This window comes from Natronococcus sp. A-GB7, assembly GCF_029688865.1.
In the GTDB taxonomy this organism is placed as follows: Archaea; Halobacteriota; Halobacteria; order Halobacteriales; family Natrialbaceae; genus Natronococcus.
Genome location: NZ_JARUKV010000019.1, coordinates 44,704 through 70,853, shown reverse-complemented (window position 1 = coordinate 70,853; position 26,150 = coordinate 44,704). Strand labels below are relative to the sequence as shown.

Sequence of the window (26,150 nt, the reverse complement as noted above, 5' to 3'; positions counted from 1 at the left end):
CGGGAGCGGAATCCGACGTCCTCAGTCGTCCGCAGTCGGGATTCCGTAGGAGTCCCGGTCGTAGTCGTCGACCTCCGGTTCGGGGGGTATGCAGGCGTACTCGTTTCCGCCGATCCGTATCGAGTTCGACTCGAGGGAGTCTCGAGCGCGCCGAGACTGCTGAATCCCCCGGACGAAGCGCCAAAGCGGACGGATCTGGAAGAGCGCGAAGCCGGCGAGGATCAGCGCGAAGCCGAACGCCATCGTGGTCGTGATCGGCTCACCCAGCAGGGCCGCGCCGAAGACGGCCGCGACGATCGGCGTCGCGTAGCTGACCAGGCCCGAGTTGGTCGCGCCGATCCGGTCGAGCAGCGTGAAGTACAGCAGGAACCCGCCGACGGTGGAGACGAGTCCGAGGTACGCGACCGAGGCGAGCGCCGGGCCGGTCCACTCGAGGTCGAGCGCGGACTCCGCGGGATGGACGAGACTCGTTGCGTGAAGCGTTACCGCCCCAACCAGCATCGCCCAGGCCTGCAGCGAGACGAGCGGGAGCGTCCGCGTGAACCGCTGGGCGAGGACGGAGCCGAGCGCGAACGAGAGAGCCGCACCGAGCAAGAGCGCGACCCCGACCAGCCGGCCGCCGAAGGAACCCCCGGCGGCGGCGATAGTAATGACGCCAGTCAGGCCGACGAGCAGGCCGAGAACGTCGGTCGCTCGGATGCGCTGGTTCGGGAGCAACTTGAGCGCAAACGCCGGTGTGACGATCGGCGCGACGCTCAGCACGATCGCTGCGACGGCACTCGTCACGTAGCTCTGGCCGAGAAACAGCAACGCGAAGTGGACGCCGACGAGAAGCACGCCCGTCGTCAGGACCAGCCAGACGTCGTCGCGGCTTCCCGGTCGCCACCGGGCGCCGCTCGCGACGACGAGCGCGAAGAAAACCACCGCGGCGGCGTCGAAACGAAACGCCGCGAACAGCAGCGGCGGCAACGAGTCCAGTCCGATTTCGATCGCGGTAAATCCAGATCCCCACACGACAGCCAGCAGTCCGAATAGGAGTACATCTCTTGTGTTCGTCATTTGCACCTTGCGCCCACCCGCAGGAAAGGCGACGTACTGGATACGTGATACTAAAATAAAGGACTTTTGAGAACCGTGATATCACGTCCCATCGGAGCGCACGCGGGTGACGCTTCCGCCTCCCGACCGTCGTCCGATGTCTCGTGGCTCGAACCCGTTCCTCGAGCCGCTACTCCGCGGTGTCCGCCTCGCGCTCGCGGAGCTTGAACTTCTGGACCTTCCCGGTCGTCGTCCGGGGAAGTTCCTCGACGAACTCGACTTCGCGAGGGTGTTTGTACTCCGCGAGATTCGTTAGACAGTACTCCCTGATCCCGTCGGGTTCGACGTCGGCGTCGGGAACGGGGACGACGTACGCCTTCACGGTCTCGCCGCGGCGCTCGTCCGGAATCCCGACGACTGCGGCGTCGGCGACCGCCCCGTGCTCGAACAGCAACTCCTCGACCTCCCGCGGGTAGACGTTGTAGCCGCCCGTGACGATCATGTGTTTCTCGCGGTCGACGACGTAGAAGAAGCCGTCCTCGTCGCGGTAACCGAGATCGCCCGTGTGGAACCACCGCTTGCCGTCGCTTTCGGTGAACGCCTTCTCGTCGGCCTCGGGGAGGCCGTAGTAGCCCTTCATCACGTTCGGCCCGGAGACGACGATCTCCCCGGCGATCTCGTCGACGTCCGTGTCCGCTTCGTCGACGGGGCCCTCGGCGATCGGCGCGAGTTCCTCGAAGTTCTCGTCGACGACTCGAGCCTCCACCCCGGGAACGGTCCGCCCGATACTGCCGACGCGTCGCCCGTCGACGGGGCTGTTGAAGTGGGTGATCGGGCTGGTCTCGGTCAGTCCGTACCCCTCGTACAGCCGGACGTCGTACAGCTCCTCGAACCGTCGGAGGACCTCGACGGGGATCCCCGAGCCGCCGACTCCACAGAGCCGCAGCGAGGAGAGATCGAACGACTCGGCGTCGGGCTGATTGATGACGTCGTTGTACATCGCCGGCACGCCGTGCATCAGCGTCAGCTCCTGGTCCTCGACGATCGAGACGGCCTCCTGGGCGTCCCACTCCGGCACCGCGTAGTAGGTACCGCCTCCGAACAGCGTCGCGTTCATCACGACGGTCATCCCGTAGATATGGAACAGCGGGAGGACGCCGAGCTGTTTGTCGTCCGGGCGGATCCCCTCCGGAATGAGTTCGTTGGCCATCCGGGCGTTGGACTCGAGGTTGCGGTGGGTGAGCTGGACGCCCTTGGGACGGCCCGTCGTCCCGCTGGTGTAGGGTTGGACCGCGACGTCGTCGTCGCCGCGCTCGACGACGTCCGGCGTGCCGGGCTCGAGGAACTCCTCGAAGGGCGTCGCGCCGTCTGTCTCGCCGCCGACTGCGACGACGTGTTCGACCTCGGTCTCGTCGCGTACCTCCTCGACGAACGGAACGAGATCGGCCAGCGTAACGACGACCGTCGCTTCGCTGTCGGCGAGCAGGTGACCGATCTCGCGGGCCTTGTACTGCGGATTCATCGGGACGACGACCCCGCCCGCCCGCAGCGTGCCGTGGAAGGCGACGACGAACGGCGGCACGTTCGGCAGATAGATCGCGACCCGGTCGTCCTCGCCGATCTCGCGCTCCTCGAGCGCGGCCGCGAAGGCGCCGGTCTGTCCCCAGAACTCCTCGTAGCTCGTCTCGCTCCCGCGGAACCCGATCGCAGCGTTCTCGCCGTGCTGGCGGACGGTCTTCGCGACGTGGTTGACAAGGTTTGCCATGTTCCACGACAACGTCTTCGCGTGCGATAAAAAGCGTTTACACTGTTCGAGAGAATCGGTCTGTCGGCTACCGACCGTAACACACACTGACGAAGGAGTCGGTACCACCGGCCGTCAGCCCGGGCTATTTATCCCCACCACGCTAACCTTCGGCCCGATGTACCAGAACGTCCTCGTGCCGACGGACGGGAGCGACGGGACCCGACGAGCGATCACCCACGCGCTGACGATCGCGGACCGCTTCGACGCGACGGTCCACGCGCTGTCCGTCGTTCCAGAGGGACCGCTCGGCACCCTCGAGGATCGGGCGGACGTGACGGCGGGCGCGCGACGAGCGGTCGAACGGGTCGAGACCGAAGCCGTCCGCGACGGGATCGCGGTCACGACCGCGGTCGAAAGCGGCGTTCCACACGAGGAGATCCTCGACTACATCGAGGAGGCGGGGATCGACATGGTCGTCATGGGAACGCAGGGGCGGACGGGACTCGACCGCGTGCTGGTCGGGAGCGTCGCCGAACGGGTCGTCCGGCTGTCGGACGTTCCGGTCGTCAGTGTCCGGCTCACCGACGAGATCGAGATCGAAGAGCCCGGGGCGGCCGAGCGCATCGCCCGCACGAAGGCGACCGACGAGGGGTACACCGAACTCTCGCTTCGGGAGCAACCCTACCGGACCAGCGGAACCTGGACGGTCACGCTCGAGACCGACCGCGGGCTCGTCGCGGTCGACGTCGACGCGGTTACGGGAACGGCTCGCATAACGGAGTAACAGACACCCACCTCTCGTTCTCGAGTCCCTACTCCGAGAACGGGCCGAACGACGGTTCGTAGTTCGTTCCGACCAGCAGCGCGAACGCCGCGGTGGCGATCGTTCCGAGCGCCAGCCCGGGGATCGCGATCGCGCCGATAACGGCTGCGAGCGCGAAACTCGTCGCGGCGGCGTTGACGGCGGCGTAGACGCCGATCGCCGAGGACAGCAGCAGGCTCGCGCTCGTCACGGCGAGGACGGTCTCGCGGCGTTCGAGCCGGCCGCCGATGTCGGTGTTAGTGTCGCCCTCGCCGTCGGCGCCGGGCAACTCGAGGTACGGGCGGAACAGCTCGAGCGTCTCGGTCGGGCGCACGATCCCGCGGGACTTGTTGTACTCGATGATCCCCTCCGAGTCGAGTTTCGGGAGGTGAGACTGGTACAACGGGATGTAGACGCGCTGGCGCTCCGTCGAGCTCAGTTCCGCGACGGTCGTGTCGTTTTCCAGGGCGGCGACGTACTCGGCGACGTCGCGCATCTTGACCGGTTCGTCGTGCTCGAGGAGATAACGGATCGCGTCACGACGGCGGTTCGTCTGGAGAATGTGGAAGACGTCGTCGTCGTCGAGCGACGCCATCTCCCCGACCGAGTCTTGCCCGTCGTCGGCAGAACGCGGTAGGTGGTCTGTTTGGAGGGACATTGTCTGCACTCAAACGCAGCAATCAACGACACATAATCTTTTTCTTCCTTCGCCTAGGCTGAAATACTGTTTATTTCTTACTAAATGTTGTCTGAAGTTCCGTCGATCCCCAAAAATAGTCATCGCCAACCGATCCGGGAACCCGTCGTACCGGGGGCGAGTACGGTCGATGCGGCCCCGCACCCGACGAACATGTTCGGAACTATCCGTTTGGTCTCTCGGCCCGTCGTCTCGGTTATGACAACGGAGACGACCGCTGCAGTCGATCAGCAGGTGCAAACGACGACCGTCGACGTTCGCTGTACGGGCCACGTCCGGGACGCCGTCGGTGATCACGACCTCGAGTTCACCTTCGAGGGGACGAGCCTGCGGGAGTTCCTCGAGGCCTTCTTCGAGGAGTACGACGTCGAGGAGATGCTCATCGCCGAGACCGAGGCCGATGCGACGGCCCGCGGCTGGGCGCCGGTTCCCGACGAGCTCCCCGGAACGTGGCGCAAAAACCCCGAGGGCGACCAGACCCGCCCCTACGCTCGCGTCTGTATCAACGGGCGGTTCAACGAACACTTCGAGGGGTTCGAGACCGAACTCGAGGCGGGTGACCGGGTAGCGCTGATCTACCCGTTCATGTTCTGTTGCTGAGTCGCACCGTCGTCCATACGGTTTACTGTACGTCATTTCCAGCGCAACCGCGACCCGGGCGGCGGTTGCGCCGGTAAATCGGTACAGCAATCCGCATCAGCGCTCGCGCGCTCGAGGCGTTCCCTCGGTCTCCTCGTAGACGCGGGGCTCCGCTTCGTCCTCCGGGTCTCGATCGTCACCCTCGGACTCTCGCGACGAGTAGCGCTCGATTTCGTCGGCCGGACAGACCCACACCTCGACGGCATACCAGCCGAACAGCCGCGAGGCGTGCTCGTGGGCCGCCTCGCCGTCGCCTGCGATCACGCTACCTGCGTAGGTCAACTGATCGGACATCTCGTCGCGAACGAACACCTCCCAGCGGGGGCTCGCCCTCGCGAACTCCCCATCAATCCTCGAGCGTCCCGTCTTCTCGACCATACGGGAGTCGAGTCGACGCCTGCCCGAAGACGGTTGTGGCGAACATCTTCCCGCCCGTTCCCGGACCTCGAGAACGCGAGGGACGGTTTTGCTACCGCCGCGATCAGTTTCGAACCGATGTACCACGTCGATACGTCCGAGCGACCGGTCGTGCTCATCTGGGAGGTCACCCAGGCCTGCCACCTCTCCTGTGACCACTGCCGGGCCGACGCCCAGCCCGACCGACACCCCGACGAGCTCACGACCGACGAGGGAAAGCGCCTGCTCGAGGACGCGGCCGCGTTCGGGGAGGGGCAGCTCGTGGTCCTCTCGGGCGGAGATCCGCTCGTCCGGGACGATGTCGCGGAGCTGGTCGCCTACGGCGACGAGCTGGGACTGCGGATGACGATGACGCCGAGCGGAACTCGCTCGCTGTCGACCGAGCGGATCGAGGCGCTCGCCGACGCGGGGCTCGAGCGGATCGCCGTCAGCCTCGACGGAGCGTCCGCCGAGGGCCACGACGCCTTCCGCGGGGAGACGGGGAGTTTCGCCGAGACGATCCGAGCCGTCGAGGACGCTCGAGACGCCGGGATCCCGGTCCAGGTCAACACGACCGTCTGCCGTGAGACCGTCGGCGAACTCCCCGCGATCCGCTCTCTGGTGAGCGAGCTCGGCGCCGTCCTGTGGAGCGTGTTCTTCCTGGTTCCGATCGGTCGCGGGCGAGTCCTCGATCCGATCGACCCCGCCGAGGCCGACGCCGTGATGCGGTGGCTCGCGGCCGTCGCCGAGGAGGAGCCGTTCGGGCTCAAGACCACCGAGGCACCTCACTACCGTCGCGTGCTCGCCCAGCGCAGCGCGGACGATGCGTCGGAGGCGGGCGGGGGCAAGGGCGGTCGAACCGGGGTCATCGCGGGCGACGGCTTCGCGTTCGTCAGCCACACGGGCGAGGTCTACCCCTCGGGCTTTCTCCCCCAGTCGGCCGGCTCCGTCCGTGAACAGCCCGTTCACGAGCTCTACCGCGAGGCACCCCTGTTCCGCGAGCTCCGGAATCGGGACACCCTCGAGGGGAAGTGTGGCGCCTGTCCCTACCGGGCGATCTGTGGCGGCAGTCGCTCGCGGGCGTACGCCCACACCGGAGACCCGCTCGCGAGCGACCCGCTCTGTCCGTACGTCCCGCCGGGGTACGACGGCCCCCTCCCGTGGGATTCCTCGAGCCCTACTGCGTGAGGTGAAAGGTATGTCCCTCCGCGGTCCCTGGAAGGAGATATGGACAACCGAACCGACGTCCTCGTCGTCGGCGGCGGCGCCACCGGCACCGGAATCGCCAGGGACCTCGCGCTTCGGGGCGTCGACGTGACCCTCGCCGAGCGCGGCGGACTCTCGGCGGGCACCTCCGGGCGCTCCCACGGCCTGCTCCACAGCGGCGCCCGATACGCCGAGGCCGACGAGCCCGAGGCTCGGGCCTGTCTCGAGGAAAGTCGCACGCTCACCGAGATCGCAGGCGCCTGCGTCAGGGAGACGGACGGGCTGTTCGTCCAGCTGAGCGAGGACGACCCCGCCTACTTCGAGGCCAAACGCGAGGCCTGCGCCGAGGTCGGGATCGAGACCGAGGTCGTCGACGGCGAGACGGCCCGCGCCGAGATCCCGGATCTCAGCGACGATATCGAGCGGGCGATGCGAGTCCCCGACGGTGTCGTCTTCCCCTCGCGGCTGGTCGCGGCGAACGCGGCCGACGCCCGCGAACACGGCGCGGAGATCCTGACCCACGCCCCGGTGACGGACATGCGCCGCGAGGACGGCCGCATTACCGAGATCGAGCTCGGCGGCGAGGTCGACGGGACGATCGAACCGACGTACGTCGTCAACGCTGCGGGACCCTACGCGTCGTCGATCGCCGACCTGGTCGACGCGACCGTCGAGCTCCGCCCGACGCGGGGTGTGATGGTCTCGGTCGACTACGATCGGCTCGGGCCGGTGCTCAACCGCTGTCGGGATCCCGACGACGGCGACATCGTCGTCCCCCACGACGACGAGGTCGTCCTCGGAACGACCAGCGTCCCCGTCGACGACCCCGAGGAGTACGAGCGAGCCGACTGGGAGGTCGAGCGCTCCGTCGAGGAGTGTGCGAAGATGCTGCCCGCGGTCGCCGACGCCGCCCACCTGCGGACGTGGTGGGGAGTCCGTCCGCTCTACGAACCCGAGGAGGCGGCCCTCGACGCGCGGGGCATCTCGAGGGGCTTTCACCTGCTCGACCACGCCGACGAGGACGTCGCCAACTTCGCGACGATCGTCGGCGGGAAGCTGACGACCTACCGGAAGATGGCCGAGGCGACGGCCGATCTGGTCTGTGCGGACCTCGGCGTCGACGCCGACTGTGAGACCGCGACCCGACGGCTCACCGGCGCGGACGATCCCGAGCGCCTCGACGCGCTCGTCGACGAGTTCGACGGGCAGGGGCCGACCGACGAGGACGTCGTCGGCACCTAGCTCACGCTGCCGTCGGGATCGACGTCCTCGTGGGCGCCCGTCTCGAGGACGTCCCGGAGCCGGGCCGCGAACTCGTGGACGTCGACGAACCCGGTGTACAGCGGGGCCGGACAGACACGGACCACGTTCGGCGGGCGGAAGTCGACGACGACGCCGCGCTCGCGCAGCGCTTCGCTGACCCGTTCGGCTTCGGGGTGTTCGATCGCCACGTGACCGCCCCGGGCGTCTGGTGCCCGCGGTGTCCCGACCGTACAGCCGTACGCCTCGAGGGTCTCGTCGACGAGTCGGATGAGCGTTGCCGTCAGCGCGAGGGACTTCTCCCGGATCCGATCGATGCCGGCCTCGCGGACGAGTTCGAGGGAGCCGGCCAGCGGCGCTGCAGAGAGCACCGGAACCGTCCCGATCTGCCACGCGCCGGCGGAGTCGGCCGGGGTGAACCGCTCGCGGAGCTCGAACTGCGTCTCCTTCTCGTGGCCCCACCAGCCCGCGAGCGCCGGCCTCTCGCCGAAGTGTCGCTCGCTGACGTAGAGCCCGGCGATCGCCCCCGGGCCGGCGTTGAGATACTTGTAGCTACACCAGACGGCGAAGTCGACGCCGTGTGCGGAGAGCTCGTGAGGAACGACGCCGACCGAGTGTGCGAGGTCGAAGCCGGCGAGGGCGCCGTGTTCGTGGGCCGCGTCGGTGATGCGTTCGATATCGAGCAGCTGCCCGCTCCGGTAGAGCACCGAGGGCATGAACACGATGCCGACCTCGCGGTCCTCCAGGGCGGCGACGACGTCGTCCTCCGCGATCGTTCGGCCGTCGCGGCTCTCCACGACGTGGAGGTGCTCATCCGGGTCGTACCCGCGCTGGCGCAGCTGGGATCGGATCGCGTAGTGGTCGGTCGGGAAGTCGAGCTCGTTGACCAGGATTCCGGGCGGACGGCCGTCCCGGGCGTCCAGGAAGGTGCCGACGAGCGTGTGGATGTTGACCGTCGTCGAGTTGGCGACGACGACCTCGTCGCCGTCGGCGCCGACCAGCGACGCGAGGTCGTCGCCGAGGGACTCGCCGTACCGGAACCAGGGACGGTCGGCCTCGGTCCACGCCTCGATGCCGAGCTCGCGCCACTCCTCGAGGGCGCGCTGGAGGGATCGCTCGGCGGCGTCCGAGACCGGGCCCAGCGAGTTGCCGTCCAGGTAGAGCTCGCCGGGAACGTCGAACCGCTCCCGGAACTCGGCGAGAGGGTCGTTTGCGTCCCGTTCGCGGGGGTCGGCCGCGTCGCCATCGGGTCGATCCGGGTCGAAGCCGGGGTCCATGCCGGATAGTTGGGGAGTGCCCACTGGAAGGTTTCGGCGCCGCGGTCGCGGTCGTGCCCGCACGAACCGACGGTGCGACGGTACCGCTAATGTCCTCCGGGATCCAGGCGGCGTATGGACGACGAGGCGACCGCGGAGCTCGACCCCCAGCTTGCCGACCTGCTCCGGAACGGCCGGGTGGCCGATCTTCCCGCGTGGCACGAGCTGTCCGTCTCCGAGGCGCGACGCCTCGAGGACGAGGTCTTCGCCGCAGGCAGTGGCCCGACGCTCGAGCGGGTCCGAGACCGACGTCTCGACGGACCCGACGGCGACGTTCCGGTACGGATCTACCGGCCCGGTTCGCGGGCCGAGCGGAGCCCACCCCCGGCGCTGGTCTTCTGTCACGGCGGCGGCTGGGTCCTCGGCACGCTCGACTCGGCCGACGATCTCTGTCGGGAGTTCGCGGCGCGGATCGGCGCGGTCGTGGTCTCGGTCGACTACCGACTGGCGCCCGAACACCCGTTCCCGGCCGCCCTCGAGTGGATCCGGGACGAGGCCGATCGGATCGGCGTCGACCCCGACCGCCTGGGCGTCGCCGGAACCAGCGCCGGGGGCGGGCTCACCGCCGCGCTCGCGCTCCGGGCTCGCGATCGGGACCTCTCCCTCGCCGTGCAGCTGCTCTGTTATCCGATGCTCGATCGCGACTTCGACAGGTCCTCGTACCGCGACCACGCGGAGGCGCCGTTGCTCTCCCGGGCGGACGTAGCGTGGTTCTGGGAGCAGTACCTTGCGGAGCCAGCCGACGCCGAGAACCCGCTCGCGGCCCCGCTGCGGGCCGACTCGCTCGCGGGCTGTTCGCCCGCGGTGATCGCGACCGCCGGCCACGACGTGCTCCGGTCGGAGGGCGTCGCCTACGCTGACCGGCTGCGAGCCGCCGGCGTCGAAACGCGCCACCGCCACTGCCCGTCGCTCGCTCACGGATACCTGAGTCTCACCGACGAGGTCGACCGCGCCGACGCCGCCATGGACGACGTGGCAGACGCCGTCGGTTCGCTGCTGGATCGCGATTCCTGACGCAGCCTCTCGATCACCCCGTCCGCTCGTCGACGAGCGCCCGGAAGTTCTCGAAAACGTGGTCGGCCGAGACGTCCTCGAAGGAGAACTGCCCGGCCTCCCAGTCGAAGTCCGCGACGAGGCGGTCGCGGACGGCGGCGGTGATCTCGGGGTGGAACTGGACGGTCCACAGCGGGGCCGACCGGTGGCGCGTGCCGAACACTGGGGCGTGGTCGGCCGCGGCGATCACGTCCATCCCCTCGCCCGGCTCGGTGACGGCGTCGCCGTGGACCGCAGGGACGACGGGGTCGACGCCCTCGAGCAGCGGGTCGTCCGCGAGGTCGGTCTCGACGAGCGTCGCGGTCGTGCCGACGTTCTCGACGGTGCCGCCGAGCGCCGCGTTGGCTACCTGGTGGCCAAAACAGACTCCGAGCGTCGGGATCTCTCGATCGACGAGGTCGCGGACCAGCGCCTCCTGGTCGGCGATCCACGGCCGGCGGTCGGCCTCGTAGACGGCCGCGGTGCTTCCCGTCAGCACGACGCCGTCGGCGTCCTCGAGCGGTGGTCGTTCGCCCGCGACGAAATCGATCTCGACGGCGTCGGGAACGCGGGCGGCGACGGCGTCACAGTGGTACTCGCAGCCGGAATCGACCTCGTTACGAACTACGTACAGCGTCGGAGAACTCGAGCGGAGCGCGGTCATTCGTGTTTCCTACTCCGCTATTCGGTCGCGATAGTATATATCGCGGTGGTTCCGGTGACGGGTGCCGAACGACCGAACGAGGACGCCTACTCGAGGACGACCAACGTGTCGCCCATGTCGACGCTCTCGCCCTCTTCGACGGCGATCTGGGAGACGGTGCCGCCCCGAGAGGCGACGATGTCGTTTTCCATCTTCATCGCCTCGAGGACGACCAGCACGTCGCCGGCCTCGACCTCGTCACCGACCTCGACCTCGACGCCGAGGATCGTCCCCTGCATCTCGGCGTCGACGGTCTCGCCGTCGGCGTCGATCTCGGTCTCGGCCTCGCTGGCGCCGCCGGCCGGCTCGGGCGGCCCGCCGGCCTGGGTCTGGCCGCCGCCGTTACCCGCCGGAATCGCCGGCGCGCCGTGTTCCTCGAGGTTGACCTGGAAGCGTTTCCCGTTGACCTCGACGGTGAACTCCCGTTCGACGGCCTCCTCGTCGTCGCCCGCGGCGGCGCTCTCGGAGCCCCACTGGGCCTGGGCCTCCTCGATCCGGCTCTCGTCGAGTTCCTCGTCGAGGTATTTCGTCGTGTGAGTGCTCTCGACGAAGCGCTCGTCGGAGAGCATCAGCCGGTGGAACGGGATGATCGTCGGGATCCCCTCGATCTCGTACTCCCGCAGGGCCCGCAGCGAGCGCTCGAGACACTCCTCGCGGTCGGCGCCCCAGACGACCAGCTTCGCGATCATCGAGTCGTAGTCGGTGACGAGCTTGTCGCCCTGCTTGAGCGCGTCGTCCATCCGAACGCCGATCCCGCCCGGCGGGTCGTAGGTCGTCAGTTCGCCGCCCGTCGCGGGCGCGAAGTCGTTGGCCGCGTTCTCGGCGTTGATGCGGAACTCGATGGCGTGACCGTCGATCTCGACGTCGTCCTGGTCGAAGTCGACCGTCTGGCCCGCCGCGATCCTGATCTGGCGCTTGACGATGTCGATCCCCGTGATCTCCTCGGTGACGGTGTGTTCGACCTGGATCCGGGTGTTGACCTCGAGGAAGTAGAAGTTCGCGTCCGGCCCCAGCAGGCCGTCCCGGCCGAGGTCCTCCTCGACGAGGAACTCGACGGTGCCGGCGTTGGTGTAGTCGGCGGCGGAGACGCCGCGGCGGGCGGCCTCGCCGATCTTCTCGCGGAGTTCGTCGGTCAGCGCCGCGGACGGTCCTTCCTCGATGACCTTCTGGTGGCGGCGCTGGAGCGAGCAGTCCCGCTCGCCGAGGTGGCGGACGTTACCCTCGCCGTCGGCGAGGATCTGGACCTCGATGTGACGCGGGTTCTCGAGGTAGCGCTCGAGGTAGACCGAGTCGTTGTCGAAGTACGCCTCGCCCTCCCGCTTTGCGCTCTCGAGTTGGTCCTCGACCTCGCTTTCGTCCCAGACGACCTTCATCCCGCGGCCGCCGCCGCCACCCTCGGCCTTGATGGCGATCGGGTAGCCGTGTTCCTCGCCGAACGCCTCGACCTCCTCGGGGTCGGTGACGGGGTCGGTCGTCCCGGGAACGATCGGGACGTCGGCCTCGCTCATGATCTTCCGGGCCTTGGTCTTCTCGCCCAGCGACTCCATCGCCGAACTCGAGGGGCCGACCCAGGTGATCCCCTCGGCTTCCTCGACCTTCGCGGCGAACTCGGCGTTCTCGGCGAGGAAGCCGTAGCCGGGGTGGATCGCGTCGGCGTCGGCCTTGCGCGCGGCCTCGATGACGGCCTCGTGATCGAGATAGGAGTCGGCCGCGCGGGCCGGGCCGACGTTGTACGCCTCGTCGGCGTAGCGGACGTGTCCCGAGTCCTTATCGGCCTCCGAGTAGACGGCGACGGTTCCGACGTTCAACTCCTCGCAGGCCCGCATCACCCGAACGGCGATCTCCCCACGGTTCGCGACGAGAACCTTCCTGAACATTTCTGTCAGAACCGTCACGGGGCGCCTACCTTACTTTTTCGCAACGAATCGGTCAACCTGAGAACTCCTTTCGGTTGACAGCTTTCGACCGAAGCAGCCGTACGCGCCGTCAGTCGTCGTGTTCGGCGGCAATCTCCTCGTGAGTCTCCTCGAGCCACGGCGGCTCCTCGGGTCCGGTATCGGTCGGCTCCAGAGAGAACGCTTCCTCGACGGTCGTCCGATCCGTCGCGAGGACCGATTCCTCGTCGTCCGGCAGGATACCCTCGAGCGCGTACGCCTCGAGATAGCCGTCTTCGGCGAGAACAAGCGTGAACGACACCGACTCGTAGCTTCCGAGGGAGTCGGCAACGCCCTCGAGGACGTACCGCTCGCTCGAGCGCTCCTCGACCGCGACCGAGTCGACGGCGTCGTAGGCGTCGTCCAGCGGGATCGGCGGCGACGGATCGACCGAATGGCGGCCGCCGATATCGTAGTTGACGGTGCCGGACTCGTCGTGTCGGACGAGCGGCGTCTCTGGCTCGATCCACTGGTCGTACTCGACTGTCCCGGTTTCGTCCTCCAGAACCGTGCGCTCGCGGGCCGGCGAGCCACCGGGCGCGACGACCTGCGAGACGTCTTCCGATCCGACGACCGTCCCGTCGTCGACGGCCGTTCGCTCGAGTTCCGCCCGGTAGGACCGATCCTCGAGCTGGCTGTGGTGTTCGTTGAGTAGCAGGTTCGAATCCGTCACGCCCGACTCGGTGAGGCCGGGTGCCAGCTCGCGGTCGCCGTCGTCCTCCTCGGCGTCGCCGACGAGCCTGCCACAGCCCGCGGTCGACGCGATGAGCGCGATCCCGAGCAGTACGGATCGTCGCCTCATTCGATGCCGGTTCGGTTCGCCTCGTCTCGCTGCACCGATCCGGTGTGCCCTGAGAGTCGGGTTCGAACGACAGACATCAATATAATGAGATATGTCTCGGGTTGGGAATATATTCCTATCGGCAAGAAGTGGGCTCCGCGGGGACCCGGTTGCGTCGCTTTGGAACAAGCGTGCGGAAAGCGAGTGATCGTCGACTCGAGCCCCGTTCAGAACCGGTCGGTTCGCCCGGCGGCAGACCAGGGATCGGTCGGCGCGTCGAGCGGCACGCGGACGTCACGTTGCTGCTGAGCGCGCACGCGACCGGCGAACGCCCAGCGACGGTCCTGCCAGGTTGCCTCCTCGTCGGCAGCGGCGGCCGCCGCGGCGAGCGCCTGGTCGTGGAGGTGGGCGCCGATAGCGGCGACGATGGCCGCGGCCTCCTCGCTGTCGGCGTCGTCGGGGAGCTCAATGTCGACGCCCTCCGGGAGCCCGCCGAGCGGATCGACGGCGTCGGTGTCGGAGCCGGCGTTCGACTGGTGCTGTGCGGTCATCTCAGAGCGGGATGTTGCCGTGTTTCTTGTCGGGGTTGTCCTCGCGTTTCGTCTCGAGCATCTCGAGGTCGTCGATCAGCCGCGGGCGCGTCTCGGTCGGGAGGATGACGTCGTCGAGGAAGCCCTTGTCCGTCGCCGTGTAGGGGTTGGCGAACTCCTCGCGGTACTCCTCGATGAGCTCGTCCCGGAGCTCGTCGGGGTTCTCGGCCTCGGCGAGCTCCTTGCGGTAGAGGATGTTGACCGCGCCCTGGGGGCCCATGACGGCGATCTCGGCGGTCGGCCAGGCGTAGTTGACGTCGGCGCCGAGATTTTTGGAAGCCATGACGCAGTAGGCCCCACCGTAGGCCTTGCGGGTAATGACCGTCAGCAGCGGCACCGACGCCTCGGAGTAGGCGTAGAGTAGCTTCGCGCCGTGGCGGATGATTCCGCGGTGTTCCTGGTCGGTGCCGGGCATGTAGCCGGGGACGTCGACGAAGGTGACGATCGGGATGTTGAACGCGTCACAGAAGCGGACGAACCGCGATCCCTTCATCGAGGCGTCGACGGTCAGGGTGCCAGCGTTGACCCGTGGCTGGTTCGCCACGAGGCCGACGGAGCGACCGTCGAGGCGACCGAAGCCGACGACGATGTTCTTCGCGAAGTTCTCGGCGACCTCGAAGAACGAGCCCTCGTCGACCACCGAGTCGATGACGCTGGTCATGTCGTAGGGCTTCTGTGGACTGTCGGGAACGATCGAGGTGAGGGCGTCATCACGCCGATCCGGGTCGTCCCAGGGGTCGACCCGCGGCGGATCCTCGACGTTGTTCTGGGGAAGATAGGAGAGCAGGCGCTTGATGTCGTCCAGGGCCTGCTCCTCGTTCTCGCAGGCGAACTCGGCGACCCCGGTCTTGTCGGCGTGGGTCATCGCCCCGCCGAGCTCCTCGTGGGTGACGTCCTCGCCGGTGACGGTCTTGGTGACGCCGGGCCCGGTGATGTACATGTGGCTCGTGTCCTTCACCATGAAGATGAAGTCGGTGATGGACGGGGAGTAGACCGCGCCGCCCGCGCAGGGGCCCATGATCCCCGAGATCTGGGGAACGACGCCGCTCGCACGCTGGTTGCGCCGGAAGATCTCGGTAAAGCCCGCGAGGCTCTTGACACCCTCCTGGATGCGCGCGCCGGCGGAGTCGTTGAGCCCGACGATGGGTGCGCCGACCTCCATCGCCATGTCCATCACCTTGCAGATCTTCTCGGCGAAGACCTCGCCCAGCGAGCCGCCGAAGACGGTGAAGTCGTGAGCGAAGACGAAGACAGTCCGACCGTTGACCTCGCCGTAGCCCGTGACGACGCCGTCGCCCGGGATCTTCTTCTCTTCCATCCCGAACTGGCTGGTCTGGTGGGTCCGAAGCTGGTCGAACTCCGTGAAGGTGCCCTCGTCGAGGAAGTAGTCGATCCGCTCGCGGGCGGTCATCTTCCCCTTGTCGTGTTGTTTCTCGATTCGGTCCTCACCGCCGCCCATTCGTGCTTCTTCCCGGAATTCCTCGAGCTCCTCGATGCGATCCTCCATCGTCATGCCGAGATCACCGCCGTGGGACTCATACGGCGATGTGTGATGACCAACAGGAAAAGAATTCCGTAACCTGCCACAATTATCGGGAACGTCAACCCCGCCGCGAGGACGCCCACAAAAAGTTATATATAGCCGCCTTTTAAACACGGAGATATGGTTCAACGTGAAACATGGGCCACGAGGACAGGGTTCATCCTCGCCGCAGTTGGGAGCGCGGTAGGATTGGGCAATATCTGGCGATTTCCGTTCGTCACGGGTGAAGGTGGTGGTGCGGCATTCTTGCTGGTTTACCTCCTGTTTATTGCACTGGTCGGCTTTCCGGCAATTCTGGCCGAGTTCGTCGTCGGTCGGAAGACCAAGCGCAACCCCGTCGGGGCGCTAAAGGAGTACGGCGGCGGGATATGGACGTATATCGGCGGGATCTTCATCGTCACCGGGTTCGTTATTCTCTCGTACTACAGCGTCGTCGCCGGCTGGTTCATTCGCTACACCCTCGAGGGCTTTCGAGGAAGCTACGCCAGTCGTATCGCCGCCTACGAGGGCGACCCCGAGATCATGTTCGGGGCACTCTCGACGGGGCTCGACGCGTTCGTCCTCCACACGGTGTTCATGGCGCTGACCGTCGGCATCGTCGCACTCGGCATTCGGCAGGGGATCGAACTCGCGGTGAAGGTGATGGTTCCGGCGATCATCCTCCTGTTGCTCGGGCTCGCGGCGTGGGCGTTTACCCTGCCCGAATCCGGCGGCGGCTACGCCTACTACCTCTCGCCCGAGTTCGGCGTCATCGCCGACAACTGGGCGGAACTCCTGCCGGCCGCGGCCGGGCAGGCCTTCTTTACGCTCTCGCTGGGGATGGGGGTGATGATCACCTACGCCTCCTACCTGGGCGAGGACCGCAACCTCGCGACTGACGGCGTGACGATCATCGGTTTCGACACCGGAATCGCGTTCCTCACCGGACTCGTCGTCTTCCCGATCATGTGGGCCGGCGACATGACCGACCCCGGAGAGGGCGGCGCCGGCGAGATCTTCGTCGCGCTGACCCAGGCGTTCGCCGAGGTTACGGGTGGACAGTTCCTCGGCCTGCTGTTCTTCGCGACGGTCTCGCTCGCCGCGCTCTCGAGTGCGATCTCGCTGCTCGAGGTCGTCACCTCCTACGTAATCGACGAGAAGGGTATCGAACGATGGCAGGCGGCCCTCGGCATGGGCGGGGTCATCTACCTGCTCGGGGTGCCGGTCACGTACGACCTGATCTTCCTCGACCTGCTCGACCTGTTCGCCGACGCCATCCTCCTGGTCTTCGGCGCGTTGATGCTGACGATCCTCGTCGGCTGGATCGCGCCGAAGGCGGCGATCGACGAACTCGAGAAGGGGATCGGTCCGCTCGACGGACTCGGTCAGGCGTGGATCTGGGCGATCCGCGTCCCGATCATCCTCGTGCTCGTCGTCTCGCTGTACCTCGGCGTCGTCGACTACGTCGAGTTCCTCACCGGGCCGTTCGCCGAGTGGATCGACGCGAACCTCTAACCGGTCGTCGTCGGACTTTTTGACGGCGCGGACCTCGAGTCGGTGTTCCGGTCACGGTACGGACGGAACGACCGCCGGAGCGTCGACACCTCGACATCTCGCCTGTCGATCAGTGACGGTGGACTTTCTTTCTCGAGAAAATACGTGTTATCGTTCACAGAAACTCTTTATATTGGAACGTGGCAACTTACCACATGGTAGGGGAACCTAACCGGCGGCAAGTACTGGGGGGGATCGGTGTAACTGGAACGTTCTCGCTCGCGGGCTGTCTGGACGCCTTGGACGCGGGAGACGGCAACGGGAACGGCGACGACAACGGTGACGCCGACGCGATGGTCGGCGTCCTCCAGCCGGAGTCCGGAGACCTCGGCGATCTGGGGACGCCGATCGCCGACGCGGCCGAGCTGCCGGCGATCCAGCTCGCGGACGAGGGCGTCGACTTCGAGATCGATATCCGGCGCGAGGACACGGAGACGACACCCGACGTCGGGGTCAGCCGCGCCGAGGCGCTGCTCGACGCGGGGTATCCGGCAGTGACGGGTGCGGCCGCCTCGGACGTGACGATCACCTGCGCGGAGGACGTCTGGTACGACAACGAGGTCGTGGCGATCTCGCCGGCGAGCACCTCGCCCGACATCACGGACATGCCCGGCGACTACCTGCTACGGACCGCGCCCAGCGACGAGTGGCAGGGCGACGCGATGGCCGAGATCGCCGTCGAGCAGGAGGGCGCCGAGTCGATCGCGACGATGTACCTGAACAACGACTACGGCCAGGGGCTCAACGACGTGTTCGTCGCGGGCTGTGAGGACCGCGGCGCCGAGGTCCTCGAGGAGGTGCCATTCGAGCCCGAGCAGGCCTCCTACGACTCCGAACTCGAGAGCACGGTCGGGGAGGAGCCCGACCTGCTGATGGTCGTCGGCTACCCGGAGAGCGGTCAGGTCATCTTCCGGGACTTCTACAGCGACTTCGACGACGGGACGACGATCCTCGTGCCGGACGGCCTCATCGACTCGTCCCTGCCCGGCCAGGTCGACAACCCGATGGAGAACGTGATGGGCACCGCACCCGGCGCCGGCGGCGACGGGGCGGACCACTTCACCGACCTCTACGAGGAGGAGTACGACAGTTCGCCCAGCGTGTTCAACGCCCAGGCCTACGACGCGACGGCGGTGCTCATCCTCGCGACCCTCGCCGCGGGCGAGATCGACGGCGCCGCCATCGCCGAACACGTCCGCGAGGTCGCCAACCCCGACGGCGAGGAGGTCACGCCCGAGAACCTGGGCGAGGGTCTCGAGATGGCGGCTAACGGCGACGAGATCCAGTACCGCGGCGCGTCCGGACCCGTCGAGTTCGACGACAACGGCGACCAAGTGGCGGTCACCTACGAGATCGGTCGCTACCACGAGGACGGCTACGACGTCGAGGAGACCGTCGAGTACGAGGCCTAGTCGGGACGGCGATCTCTTTTGAGTCCCGCGGATGCGACTCGAGTAAGCTGGCCGTCGGTCGAGTCGGTTCCGAAACCGAATCAGCCGCCCAGGAAGTCCTGACGAACCTGTTCGTTCGCAAGCAGCGCCTCGCCGCTGTCGACGTACCGGTTTTGCCCCTGGACCAGGACGTACCCCCGATCGCACCGCCTGAGCGCCTCCTTGGCGTTCTGTTCGACCAGCAGGACGCCGGTGCCGTCCGCGTTGATCTGATCGATCCGATCGAACATCTCGCCGACGAGGTCGGGCGCGAGCCCCGCGCTCGGTTCGTCGAGCAACAGGAGGTCGGGGTCGAGCATCAGCGCTCGCCCCATCGCCAGCATCTGGCGCTGGCCCCCGCTTAGATCGCCGGCTGCCTGACTCCGTCGCTCCTCGAGGATCGGGAACCGATCGAAGATCCGCTCGAGGCGATCCTGCGGGACCTCGTCGAGGATGTAGGCGCCCATCTCGAGGTTTTCGATCACCGACAGCGACGGGAAGACGTTGTCGTTCTGGGGAACGTAGCCGATTCCGGTCGTGATGATCTCCTCGGGCCGGTAGCCACTGATCTCCTCGCCGGCGAACTCGATCGAGCCGCCCATGTGGACCGTCAGCCCGAAGACGGACTTCATCACCGTCGACTTGCCGGCGCCGTTGGGACCGACGATGGTGACGTACTCGCCCTCGCCGACGGCGAGGTCGACGTCGTCGATGATCTGGAGGTCGCCGTAGCCGGCGTCCAGCCCGGTGACGTCGAGCATGGCCATCAGACTTCACCTCCGAGGTACGCCTCGATAACCTGCTCGTTCGATTTGATCTCCGCCGGCGCCCCCTCGTCGAGGACGGCACCCTGGTGCATGACGATCACGCGCTCGCAGTTGTTCATAATGACGTCCATGTCGTGTTCGACGATGAGGAAGCTGTACCCCTGCTCACGAAGCTGGTGAACGTGCTCGAGGAGCTTCTTCTCGAGGGTCGGGTTGACCCCGGCCATCGGCTCGTCGAGCATGAGCATCTCCGGATCCGTCTGCAGGGCCCGCGCGAGCTCGAGCAGCTTCCGCTGACCCCCCGAGAGGTTCTTCGCGTACTCCTCGGCCAGGTGGTCGATCTCGAAGAACTCGAGGGTCTCCCAGGCCCGCTCGCGAAGCTCGCGTTCCTGATCGAGCACCTCCTCGCGGAAGTACGGCAACACGGACCGCCACAGCGACTCGCCGCGCTGGCCCTTCGGCGCGAGCATCATGTTCTCGAGGACGGTCATCTCCGGCAGTTCGCGGGCGATCTGGAACGTTCGAACCAGCCCGCGGTTCGCGACCTGGTGGGGCTCCTCGCCGGTGATCTCCTCGCCGTCGAACACGACTCGTCCGCCGTTGGGTCGGTGGACGCCGGCGATACAGTTGAACGTCGTCGACTTACCGGCCCCGTTCGGTCCGATCAGCCCGGTGATCGACCCCCGCTCGACCGCGAAGCTCGCGCCATCGACCGCGACGATCCCGCCGAAGCGCTTCTCGAGGGCCTCGACTTCCAGCACCGCGTCCTCGACGGCGCGATCCGCCCGGTCGTCAGCGTCGCCCTCGCTGCGGCCCGCTCCCGCGTCGGGGCCTCGCTCGAGGTCACTCATCGCGGTCACCTCCGTTCGTCGCGGCCGGATCGTCCGTCTCGCTTTCCGTACCCGCACGGTCGTCGCTTCCGACGGCAGGTCGTCCGCCGTCGGCCACCGGACCGCGCCGGCTCAGGTCGACGCCGGCGGCGATCTCCTTGCGGTGGCCCAGCAGTCCGTCGGGGCGCTTGATCATCAGGACGATGAGCACGACGCCGAGCACGATGTATCGGACTTCGTCGGCCTGCTGGTAGAGCACGTAGCCGATCAGCGCCGACGGATCGCCGGCACCGAGTTCGGCGAACGCGCCGTGGGCGGTCCGCGGGAAATCGGTTCCGAGGTTCGCCCGGACCATCGTGCGAACGAACCGCGGTCCCTCGAAGATGAACGCGGCGAAGGCGAACCCGCCGATGACGCTGCCGGTGTTCGAACCCGCGCCGCCGACGATCAGCGCGACGAAGACGTAGAACGTGATCAGCGGCATGAAGTTGTCCGGGCTGATGTGGGTCCGGCTGCCCATCCACAGAGTTCCGACGAGGCCCATCAGCGCACAGCCGAGGGCGAACGCCGCGATCTTGGCACGATCCGTGCGCTTGCCCAGCGATTTTGCCGCGAGTTCGTCCTCGCGGATCGCCTTCAGCACTCGGCCGAACGGAGAGTGGGCAATCCGGGTCAACAGGACGTAGAACGCGACCACGAACAGGATCAGGACGAGCGTGTAGATCCCTCGCTCCAGAACCGACGACGCGATGCCGACGGTCTCGCCGAGCACGATGAGAACGCCGCCGACGTCGCCGACGATCGGCTGGTCGAACAGCCAGCCGACGACGCTGTCGACCGGCGTCGCCCGGATCCCCTGCCCGCCGCCGGTGCCGTACGCCGTGTCGCCGATCTCCCGGAGGCTCCGTGACTGCACGGAGAGTCGGACGATCTCCGAGAAGCCGAGCGTGACGATCGCGAAGTAGTCCGCCCGAACCCGCAGCGTCGGGATCACCAGTACGAGTCCGGCGAGGCCGGCCGCGATCGTTCCCAGCACGATGCCGACCGGGATCGGGAGCCCGAAGCCGGCCGGAGAGCCGTCCGGCGAGGCGACGGCGATCGACAGCGTGTAGGCGCCGATGGCCATGAAGCCGGCGATGCCGATGTTGAACATCCCGGTGTACCCCCAGTGGAGGTTCAGCGCCAGCGCGCCCAGCGCGAAGATCGCCCCGAAGAAGGTGATCGACTGGATCGTGCCGACCGTCGCGTTGACGCCCGCACCGGAGAGCACGCCGACGACGAAGAAGCCGACGTACGTCGCGAGCACGACCTTCGCGACCAACAGGAGATCGGAACGCCACTCCGGACGGATCACGGCGGACGGCTCCTCCGAGTCGTCCGGCTCCTCGTCTCCGGGTACCTCCGCGGTCTCGGTTTCGGGGTCGCCGTCGGGATCGGCTCCGCTCATGCCGTCTCAACACCTCCGAGCAGTCCGTCGGGTTTGACGATCAGTATCAGTATCATCAGCGTAAACGCCGCGATCTCGTTCAGGTCGGCCGGGATCCACACCAGCGAGACGTTGATCGTCAGCCCGATCACGAGCGAGCCGACCAGCGCGCCGTAGATCGAGCCGATCCCGCCCAGAATCACCGCCGCGAAGATCAACAGTAGCAGGAACCAGCCGATGTTGATCGAGAACTGGCCCCGGTCGAGGACGATGAGATACCCCGCGACACCGGCCAACCCGGCGCCGATCGACCAGGTCGCGAAGATCACCCGTTCGGTCGGAATGCCGGTGATCAACGCGAGATCCTTGTTGTCGGCCATCGCGCGCATCGCCTTCCCCAGTTTCGTGTACTGGAGGAGGAGGTGGAGTCCGACGATCAGTCCGACCGCCGTCGCGACGAGCGTGAGCTCGTGGAGGTTGAGTCGCTCGAAGGGCAACCACGCGGGGATTTCCTCGAGGATCGGCGCGCTCGCCGTAGCCGAGTGGGACTCGACGGTCCAGAACACCCCGATGATGTACCGGAGCGCGAGGGCGACGCCGACGCTCGCGATGAGCAGCGAGATCCCGCTCGCGTCGCGCATCCGTCTGTAGACGAGCCGATCGATGGCTAAGGCGACGCCGATGGTCAACAGCGCGGCCGCCACGAGGCCGACCAGGATCGCGACCGGCGAGGCCAGCACGCTCATCCCTAGTTCACCGCCCGTCGGTCCCGCAGCCGTCGGACTGAACAGGACGAGTTCGCCGACGCCGTAGACCCCCCAGCCGCCGATCAGCCACGCCACCGCCCACCCCGAGAACGCACCCGTCGTCACCAGGTCGCCGTGCGAGAAGTTGGCGAACCGGAGAATGCTGTAGGTCATCGAGAGTCCGATCGCCGCCAGCGCGATGTACAGCGAGTCGACCAGTCCGTTCCAGGTGTAGCGCCACAGCCGTCCGAACGCCATCTCGCCCGTCGCGAGTCGCCTGACGAGATCGAGTGCGAGAACGACGATACCGAGGACGATGAGCAACGCGAACAGTTCCTGGCCGGACGGCGACGAGAGCCGCTCTCTCACCTCGTCGGCGAGCTCCGAAACCCCCTTGCCTGTGTTACCAACACCCATATCACGTTGAGTGATTACGTCCCGGAGTATATAGTTCACGCTACTCGTCACCGATGAACACGGCCCCTCGAGCGAATCGACCCCGCCGACCCTCGCCGCCGACCCCCGCTACGCCTCGCCGTACACCGGGACGGCCGCGCCGCTGGTCACCGCGGCCCCGTCGCTACAGAGAAACGCCATTACGTTCGCGATCTCCCCGGGATCGACCCATTTGTCGTGGTCGGCGTCCGACATCATCTCGCGGTTCATCGGCGTGTCGATCACGCTCGGCATCACGCAGTTCGCCCGGACGACGCCCGAGTTCTCCGCGGCAAGCGTTTCGGTCAGCAGTCGGATACCGGCCTTCGTGATCCGATAGGGGCCGTCGCCCTCGCCACCCTCGAGCGACGAGCGGGCGCTAATGTTGACGATCGATCCCTCCGTCTCCTGGAGGTGTGGGAGGGCGTGCTTCGAGGCGAGAAACGCCGTCTTCAGGTTGACGTCCATCAGGAGGTCGAACTCCTCGAGGTCGGTCTCCTCGATCGGCTGACCGCCGCGCCAGGTGCCGGCGACGTTACAGAGGTGATCGATCCGGCCGTGATCGTCGACGACCTCCTCGACGAGGGCCGAAACCTCGCTCTCATCGGTGAGATCGGCCTCGTAGAACTCGGTTCGATCGTCTGGCTCGAGCAGGCTGTCCTCGTCGTCGGGTTCGACGACGTCGACGGCACAGACGGTCGCGCCGGCGGTTCGGAAGCGGTCGACGACCGCGCTGCCGAGCGCGCCGCTCGCGCCGGTGACGACCGCGACGGTATCGGTAAACTCCACGTCGAACGTCGTTTGCGGGCTCATACCATCCCCCTCGAGGGCCACGTAGATCAATCTCAGGGCGAAGCGACCGCCGCCGAACGCTGACTCGGCGATCAGAATCCGTGTGGCGGAAGCGAAACCCGCTGGAACCAGAATCGCTCGATGGCACCCGCGACCGTCTCGAACTCGTCGGGATCGGACGGCTTCGCGAGGTAGGCGTTCGCGGCCCGCTCGTAGCTGTCGTTGACGTCACTGGAGGCACTCGAGTCCGTCAGCACCAACACCGGCAACTGAACGAGGTTCTCGTCACCCCGAACGGTCTCGAGGAACTCGAACCCGTCGACCTCCGGCAGATCCAGTGCCAGCAAGACGAGATCCGGGATCCGCTCGGCCTCCTCGACCCGCTCGCCCAGGAGTTCGAGCGCGGCCGAGCCGTCGGGCGCCACCTCGATTTCGGTCTCCGTCGCGACCGTCTCGAACGCCTCCCGGGCTCGTCGCGCGTCCTCCGGGTCGTTCTCGATCAGCAACACCCGGGCGCGGTCTTCGGACCCGGCCTCGTACTGCGATCGCCCCAGCGCCGAAGCGTCCGGGGTCGAGAACTGCTTGCTTTCCATAGTTTCTGTCTCTGATAATTATATGTATTCCGATCCTATATAAGCTTGTTTGCCGATAGTACTTGGTGAATTTAATAATACGGGACGCAGGAATATTATCGTTCGAACTGTGGTTCGGTTCCGTGAATCGATCGGCGTCCGGACCATGTCCTTGGACGCGGGCATCCGCCGTCTATTTATCATCCGCGGCCGACCCCTCACTCGAATGCGTCTGATCGCCCACCGGGGTTTCGCCGCGACGGCACCGGAGAACACGATCGCTGCGGTCCAGTCCGCGGCGGCACACGCCGACGCGGTCGAGTTCGACGTTCGGCGCTGCGGGTCGGGTGAACTCGTCGTCGTCCACGACGAGACGACCGACCGCGTCACGGGTGTCGAGGGAGCAGTCGTCGATACCCCGCTCGAGGAACTGCGCTCGCTGTCGGTGCTCGACTCCGGGGAACGGATCCCGACCCTCGAGGAGATGCTCGCGGCCGTCCCCGACCACCTCGAGATCAACCTCGAGATGAAAGCCGAGGGGATCGCCGCGGACGTCCTCGATGCCCTCGAGGGGGTCGAGAACCGGGTCGTCGTCACCTCCTTCCTGCTGCCCGAGCTACGCGCGATACGGGAACTCGATCGCGAGCAGCCGACCGGACTGCTCGTCAGTCGCCGGCTCGAGACCCCGGTGACGACGGCGGTCGAACTCGACTGCGACGTCATCGGCGCGAACTACTGGCGGTGTCTGACGACGCGACTCGTCGAACGGGCCAAGCGGGTCGACCTCGAGATCCACGCCTGGGCGATCGAGCGGTGGACGACGGCGCGGCTACTCGGACTGTGTGGAGTCGACTGTATCTCGGCGGATCGACCGATTCAGCTCGAAGGGTACTAGGAGAGCTCTCCGCAGGCCCACGCCGCTCGGTCGCGGACCGACGGTTCCGGGTCCCCGGTCGCGAGCGTCGAGAGTCGGTCGCGGGCCTCGGTGACGTTCCCGTGGCCGAGCGCGATGCAGGCGTTGGCCCGAACGTACTGGTGGTCGTCCTCGAGCAACTCGACCAGCCGCGAGCGTACCGGCTCGACGACGGACGGGTCGGCGGCGGCGACGCGTCCGATCGTCACCGCGGCGTTGGCCCGCGTTTTGGGATCGTCGCTCTCGAGGGCTGCTCGGACCTGCGAACGGGCCGGCTCGACGGCCTCGGGTCGGCGGTGGGCGACGTCGGCCAGACAGCCGATCGCGTTGCGCCGGAGCTCCCCGTCGTCACAGTCGAGGAGGTCGATGGCGTGCTCGACGAACGCGAGCGAGGAGAGCTCCGTCTCCGAGCGGGCGAGCCGACCGAGCACGGACAGCGCCGGGACGGCGTCGTCGCCCGGTGCCGACGCCAGCGTCTCGGTCAGCAGCCCGAGGGCGGGCTCGAGGGCTTCCGGCCGTGCCCGGGAGACGTGTGCCAGCGTCCGGATTCCCCACTCGTCGCCGTCCCGACCCTCGGTGACGTCGACGATCGTAGGGACGTGATCCGCGAGCGCGGTCGGACGTTCGGCAGCCACCGCGGCGAGACACCGGAGCAGCTCTCCCGTCGCTGCCGTGTCCGGGTTCTCAGCCGCGACCGCGACGAGCGTGTCGGCCGACGGGGCGACGTCGGAGGGGGCTTCGACCGCAAGCTCCGCCAGGGAGTAGGCGACCGCCTCCCGGAGTTCGAACGCCGGTTTCTGAAGGAGTTCGCGGAGCTTCGGAACCGTCGGCACGTACGTTCCGGGCTCGCTCTCGACCCCGTCGCGGACGGTCCGGACGGCCTCCTGCCTGGTCGTCGAATCAGTCGCGTCGAGTTCGGCGAGTACTACCGGTAGCTCTACCGACTCGGATCGCTGTTGCTGCTCGACCGTTTGGCCCCCATCCCAGTCCATCTCGTCTACCCTATGTCTGAAAATCAATAA

25 protein-coding genes are annotated in these 26,150 nt (G+C 67.2%); 8 read left to right on the top strand and 17 right to left on the bottom strand.

The genetic code is table 11. From position 1 onward, the window contains the following. Positions 1 to 21 precede the first annotated feature (21 nt). Positions 22 to 1,059 carry a DMT family transporter gene (locus tag QA609_RS16780; protein ID WP_278303759.1) on the bottom strand — a complete coding sequence of 346 codons (1,038 nt, stop codon included), beginning with the start codon at positions 1,057 to 1,059 and terminating at the stop codon, positions 22 to 24. 169 nt (positions 1,060 to 1,228) lie between these two features. Next, positions 1,229 to 2,803, bottom strand: coding sequence for a long-chain fatty acid--CoA ligase (locus tag QA609_RS16775; protein WP_278303758.1), 1,575 nt, complete (start codon positions 2,801 to 2,803; stop codon positions 1,229 to 1,231). A 157-nt stretch (positions 2,804 to 2,960) separates the two neighbouring features. Here QA609_RS16775 and QA609_RS16770 point away from each other — a divergent pair, with 157 nt between their 5' ends. Beyond that, positions 2,961 to 3,569, top strand: a complete 609-nt coding sequence (locus tag QA609_RS16770; protein WP_278303757.1) for a universal stress protein — start codon at positions 2,961 to 2,963, stop codon at positions 3,567 to 3,569. 28 nt (positions 3,570 to 3,597) lie between these two features. On the opposite strand, the gene QA609_RS16765 is transcribed toward QA609_RS16770, so the two are convergent. After that, positions 3,598 to 4,245, bottom strand: coding sequence for a hypothetical protein (locus QA609_RS16765; RefSeq protein WP_278303756.1), 648 nt, complete (start codon positions 4,243 to 4,245; stop codon positions 3,598 to 3,600). A 237-nt stretch (positions 4,246 to 4,482) separates the two neighbouring features. Here QA609_RS16765 and QA609_RS16760 point away from each other — a divergent pair, with 237 nt between their 5' ends. Next, complete coding sequence (locus tag QA609_RS16760; RefSeq protein ID WP_278303755.1) at positions 4,483 to 4,884, top strand: MoaD/ThiS family protein; 402 nt, start codon at positions 4,483 to 4,485, stop codon at positions 4,882 to 4,884. Positions 4,885 to 4,980: 96 nt separating this feature from the next. Here the strand turns inward: QA609_RS16760 and QA609_RS16755 are convergent, their stop codons facing one another. Next, positions 4,981 to 5,301 carry an Htur_1727 family rSAM-partnered candidate RiPP gene (locus QA609_RS16755; RefSeq protein WP_278303754.1) on the bottom strand — a complete coding sequence of 107 codons (321 nt, stop codon included), beginning with the start codon at positions 5,299 to 5,301 and terminating at the stop codon, positions 4,981 to 4,983. A gap of 117 nt (positions 5,302 to 5,418) precedes the next feature. On the opposite strand from QA609_RS16755, the gene QA609_RS16750 reads away from it, so the two are divergent. Together QA609_RS16750 and QA609_RS16745 are read left to right on the top strand one after the other, a co-directional pair. Beyond that, entirely contained in the window at positions 5,419 to 6,507 is a 1,089-nt protein-coding gene (locus tag QA609_RS16750) for a radical SAM protein (RefSeq protein WP_278303753.1), read from the top strand. 39 nt (positions 6,508 to 6,546) lie between these two features. After that, positions 6,547 to 7,767: an FAD-dependent oxidoreductase gene (locus QA609_RS16745; protein WP_278303752.1), complete on the top strand. Its 1,221-nt coding sequence runs from the start codon at positions 6,547 to 6,549 to the stop codon at positions 7,765 to 7,767. Here the strand turns inward: QA609_RS16745 and kynU are convergent. Further along, on the bottom strand, positions 7,764 to 9,062 hold the full coding sequence (kynU, locus tag QA609_RS16740) for a kynureninase (RefSeq protein WP_278303751.1): 1,299 nt from the start codon (positions 9,060 to 9,062) through the stop codon (positions 7,764 to 7,766). The genes QA609_RS16745 and kynU overlap by 4 nt on opposite strands. Before the next feature lie 114 nt (positions 9,063 to 9,176). Here kynU and QA609_RS16735 point away from each other — a divergent pair, with 114 nt between their 5' ends. Next, the gene (locus QA609_RS16735; protein WP_278303750.1) at positions 9,177 to 10,115 is read left to right on the top strand and encodes an alpha/beta hydrolase; all 939 of its coding nucleotides are present in this window, start codon (positions 9,177 to 9,179) and stop codon (positions 10,113 to 10,115) included. A gap of 13 nt (positions 10,116 to 10,128) precedes the next feature. On the opposite strand, the gene QA609_RS16730 is transcribed toward QA609_RS16735, so the two are convergent. From QA609_RS16730 to QA609_RS16710, 5 genes are all read right to left on the bottom strand, one after another. Beyond that, positions 10,129 to 10,797 (bottom strand): type 1 glutamine amidotransferase, encoded by a 669-nt coding sequence (locus tag QA609_RS16730; RefSeq protein ID WP_278303748.1) that lies wholly within the window; start codon positions 10,795 to 10,797, stop codon positions 10,129 to 10,131. Positions 10,798 to 10,883: 86 nt separating this feature from the next. After that, positions 10,884 to 12,713, bottom strand: a complete 1,830-nt coding sequence (locus tag QA609_RS16725) for an acetyl-CoA carboxylase biotin carboxylase subunit (protein ID WP_278303789.1) — start codon at positions 12,711 to 12,713, stop codon at positions 10,884 to 10,886. Positions 12,714 to 12,822: 109 nt separating this feature from the next. Continuing rightward, positions 12,823 to 13,572 carry a hypothetical protein gene (locus QA609_RS16720; RefSeq protein WP_278303746.1) on the bottom strand — a complete coding sequence of 250 codons (750 nt, stop codon included), beginning with the start codon at positions 13,570 to 13,572 and terminating at the stop codon, positions 12,823 to 12,825. Positions 13,573 to 13,778: 206 nt separating this feature from the next. Further along, positions 13,779 to 14,102: a hypothetical protein gene (locus QA609_RS16715; RefSeq protein WP_278303745.1), complete on the bottom strand. Its 324-nt coding sequence runs from the start codon at positions 14,100 to 14,102 to the stop codon at positions 13,779 to 13,781. A gap of 1 nt (position 14,103) precedes the next feature. Beyond that, positions 14,104 to 15,648, bottom strand: a complete 1,545-nt coding sequence (locus tag QA609_RS16710) for an acyl-CoA carboxylase subunit beta (RefSeq protein ID WP_278303788.1) — start codon at positions 15,646 to 15,648, stop codon at positions 14,104 to 14,106. Positions 15,649 to 15,804: 156 nt separating this feature from the next. Here QA609_RS16710 and QA609_RS16705 point away from each other — a divergent pair, with 156 nt between their 5' ends. Both QA609_RS16705 and QA609_RS16700 read left to right on the top strand, forming a co-directional pair. Further along, on the top strand, positions 15,805 to 17,178 hold the full coding sequence (locus tag QA609_RS16705; protein ID WP_278303744.1) for a sodium-dependent transporter: 1,374 nt from the start codon (positions 15,805 to 15,807) through the stop codon (positions 17,176 to 17,178). Positions 17,179 to 17,372: 194 nt separating this feature from the next. Then, positions 17,373 to 18,629 (top strand): ABC transporter substrate-binding protein, encoded by a 1,257-nt coding sequence (locus QA609_RS16700; RefSeq protein WP_278303743.1) that lies wholly within the window; start codon positions 17,373 to 17,375, stop codon positions 18,627 to 18,629. An 80-nt stretch (positions 18,630 to 18,709) separates the two neighbouring features. Here QA609_RS16700 and QA609_RS16695 read toward each other — a convergent pair whose 3' ends face one another. From QA609_RS16695 to QA609_RS16670, 6 genes are all read right to left on the bottom strand, one after another. After that, positions 18,710 to 19,414, bottom strand: a complete 705-nt coding sequence (locus QA609_RS16695; RefSeq protein ID WP_278303742.1) for an ABC transporter ATP-binding protein — start codon at positions 19,412 to 19,414, stop codon at positions 18,710 to 18,712. Further along, the gene (locus QA609_RS16690) at positions 19,414 to 20,265 is read right to left on the bottom strand and encodes an ABC transporter ATP-binding protein (RefSeq protein WP_278303741.1); all 852 of its coding nucleotides are present in this window, start codon (positions 20,263 to 20,265) and stop codon (positions 19,414 to 19,416) included. The genes QA609_RS16695 and QA609_RS16690 overlap by 1 nt, the downstream gene beginning before the upstream one ends. Next, on the bottom strand, positions 20,258 to 21,691 hold the full coding sequence (locus tag QA609_RS16685) for a branched-chain amino acid ABC transporter permease (RefSeq protein ID WP_278303740.1): 1,434 nt from the start codon (positions 21,689 to 21,691) through the stop codon (positions 20,258 to 20,260). The genes QA609_RS16690 and QA609_RS16685 overlap by 8 nt, the downstream gene beginning before the upstream one ends. Continuing rightward, complete coding sequence (locus tag QA609_RS16680; protein WP_278303739.1) at positions 21,688 to 22,833, bottom strand: branched-chain amino acid ABC transporter permease; 1,146 nt, start codon at positions 22,831 to 22,833, stop codon at positions 21,688 to 21,690. Before QA609_RS16680 ends, QA609_RS16685 begins: the two co-directional genes overlap by 4 nt. 108 nt (positions 22,834 to 22,941) lie before the next feature. Beyond that, positions 22,942 to 23,664, bottom strand: a complete 723-nt coding sequence (locus QA609_RS16675; protein ID WP_278303738.1) for an SDR family oxidoreductase — start codon at positions 23,662 to 23,664, stop codon at positions 22,942 to 22,944. A gap of 71 nt (positions 23,665 to 23,735) precedes the next feature. After that, on the bottom strand, positions 23,736 to 24,236 hold the full coding sequence (locus tag QA609_RS16670) for a response regulator (RefSeq protein WP_278303737.1): 501 nt from the start codon (positions 24,234 to 24,236) through the stop codon (positions 23,736 to 23,738). 205 nt (positions 24,237 to 24,441) lie between these two features. On the opposite strand from QA609_RS16670, the gene QA609_RS16665 reads away from it, so the two are divergent. Beyond that, positions 24,442 to 25,110: a glycerophosphodiester phosphodiesterase gene (locus tag QA609_RS16665; protein ID WP_278303736.1), complete on the top strand. Its 669-nt coding sequence runs from the start codon at positions 24,442 to 24,444 to the stop codon at positions 25,108 to 25,110. Here the strand turns inward: QA609_RS16665 and QA609_RS16660 are convergent. Beyond that, positions 25,107 to 26,120: a HEAT repeat domain-containing protein gene (locus QA609_RS16660; protein WP_278303735.1), complete on the bottom strand. Its 1,014-nt coding sequence runs from the start codon at positions 26,118 to 26,120 to the stop codon at positions 25,107 to 25,109. The two genes, QA609_RS16665 and QA609_RS16660, sit on opposite strands and share 4 nt — an antisense overlap. Between the last annotated feature and the right edge of the window lie 30 nt (positions 26,121 to 26,150).

Coding starts and splice junctions, on each gene's coding strand:
- QA609_RS16780 (WP_278303759.1), bottom strand. CDS start 1,059: ATGACGAACACAAGAGATGTACTCCTATTCGGACTGCTGGCTGTCGTG.
- QA609_RS16775 (WP_278303758.1), bottom strand. CDS start 2,803: ATGGCAAACCTTGTCAACCACGTCGCGAAGACCGTCCGCCAGCACGGC.
- QA609_RS16770 (WP_278303757.1), top strand. CDS start 2,961: ATGTACCAGAACGTCCTCGTGCCGACGGACGGGAGCGACGGGACCCGA.
- QA609_RS16765 (WP_278303756.1), bottom strand. CDS start 4,245: ATGTCCCTCCAAACAGACCACCTACCGCGTTCTGCCGACGACGGGCAA.
- QA609_RS16760 (WP_278303755.1), top strand. CDS start 4,483: ATGACAACGGAGACGACCGCTGCAGTCGATCAGCAGGTGCAAACGACG.
- QA609_RS16755 (WP_278303754.1), bottom strand. CDS start 5,301: ATGGTCGAGAAGACGGGACGCTCGAGGATTGATGGGGAGTTCGCGAGG.
- QA609_RS16750 (WP_278303753.1), top strand. CDS start 5,419: ATGTACCACGTCGATACGTCCGAGCGACCGGTCGTGCTCATCTGGGAG.
- QA609_RS16745 (WP_278303752.1), top strand. CDS start 6,547: ATGGACAACCGAACCGACGTCCTCGTCGTCGGCGGCGGCGCCACCGGC.
- kynU (WP_278303751.1), bottom strand. CDS start 9,062: ATGGACCCCGGCTTCGACCCGGATCGACCCGATGGCGACGCGGCCGAC.
- QA609_RS16735 (WP_278303750.1), top strand. CDS start 9,177: ATGGACGACGAGGCGACCGCGGAGCTCGACCCCCAGCTTGCCGACCTG.
- QA609_RS16730 (WP_278303748.1), bottom strand. CDS start 10,797: ATGACCGCGCTCCGCTCGAGTTCTCCGACGCTGTACGTAGTTCGTAAC.
- QA609_RS16725 (WP_278303789.1), bottom strand. CDS start 12,713: ATGTTCAGGAAGGTTCTCGTCGCGAACCGTGGGGAGATCGCCGTTCGG.
- QA609_RS16720 (WP_278303746.1), bottom strand. CDS start 13,572: ATGAGGCGACGATCCGTACTGCTCGGGATCGCGCTCATCGCGTCGACC.
- QA609_RS16715 (WP_278303745.1), bottom strand. CDS start 14,102: ATGACCGCACAGCACCAGTCGAACGCCGGCTCCGACACCGACGCCGTC.
- QA609_RS16710 (WP_278303788.1), bottom strand. CDS start 15,648: ATGGAGGATCGCATCGAGGAGCTCGAGGAATTCCGGGAAGAAGCACGA.
- QA609_RS16705 (WP_278303744.1), top strand. CDS start 15,805: ATGGTTCAACGTGAAACATGGGCCACGAGGACAGGGTTCATCCTCGCC.
- QA609_RS16700 (WP_278303743.1), top strand. CDS start 17,373: ATGGTAGGGGAACCTAACCGGCGGCAAGTACTGGGGGGGATCGGTGTA.
- QA609_RS16695 (WP_278303742.1), bottom strand. CDS start 19,414: ATGGCCATGCTCGACGTCACCGGGCTGGACGCCGGCTACGGCGACCTC.
- QA609_RS16690 (WP_278303741.1), bottom strand. CDS start 20,265: ATGAGTGACCTCGAGCGAGGCCCCGACGCGGGAGCGGGCCGCAGCGAG.
- QA609_RS16685 (WP_278303740.1), bottom strand. CDS start 21,691: ATGAGCGGAGCCGATCCCGACGGCGACCCCGAAACCGAGACCGCGGAG.
- QA609_RS16680 (WP_278303739.1), bottom strand. CDS start 22,833: ATGGGTGTTGGTAACACAGGCAAGGGGGTTTCGGAGCTCGCCGACGAG.
- QA609_RS16675 (WP_278303738.1), bottom strand. CDS start 23,664: ATGAGCCCGCAAACGACGTTCGACGTGGAGTTTACCGATACCGTCGCG.
- QA609_RS16670 (WP_278303737.1), bottom strand. CDS start 24,236: ATGGAAAGCAAGCAGTTCTCGACCCCGGACGCTTCGGCGCTGGGGCGA.
- QA609_RS16665 (WP_278303736.1), top strand. CDS start 24,442: ATGCGTCTGATCGCCCACCGGGGTTTCGCCGCGACGGCACCGGAGAAC.
- QA609_RS16660 (WP_278303735.1), bottom strand. CDS start 26,120: ATGGACTGGGATGGGGGCCAAACGGTCGAGCAGCAACAGCGATCCGAG.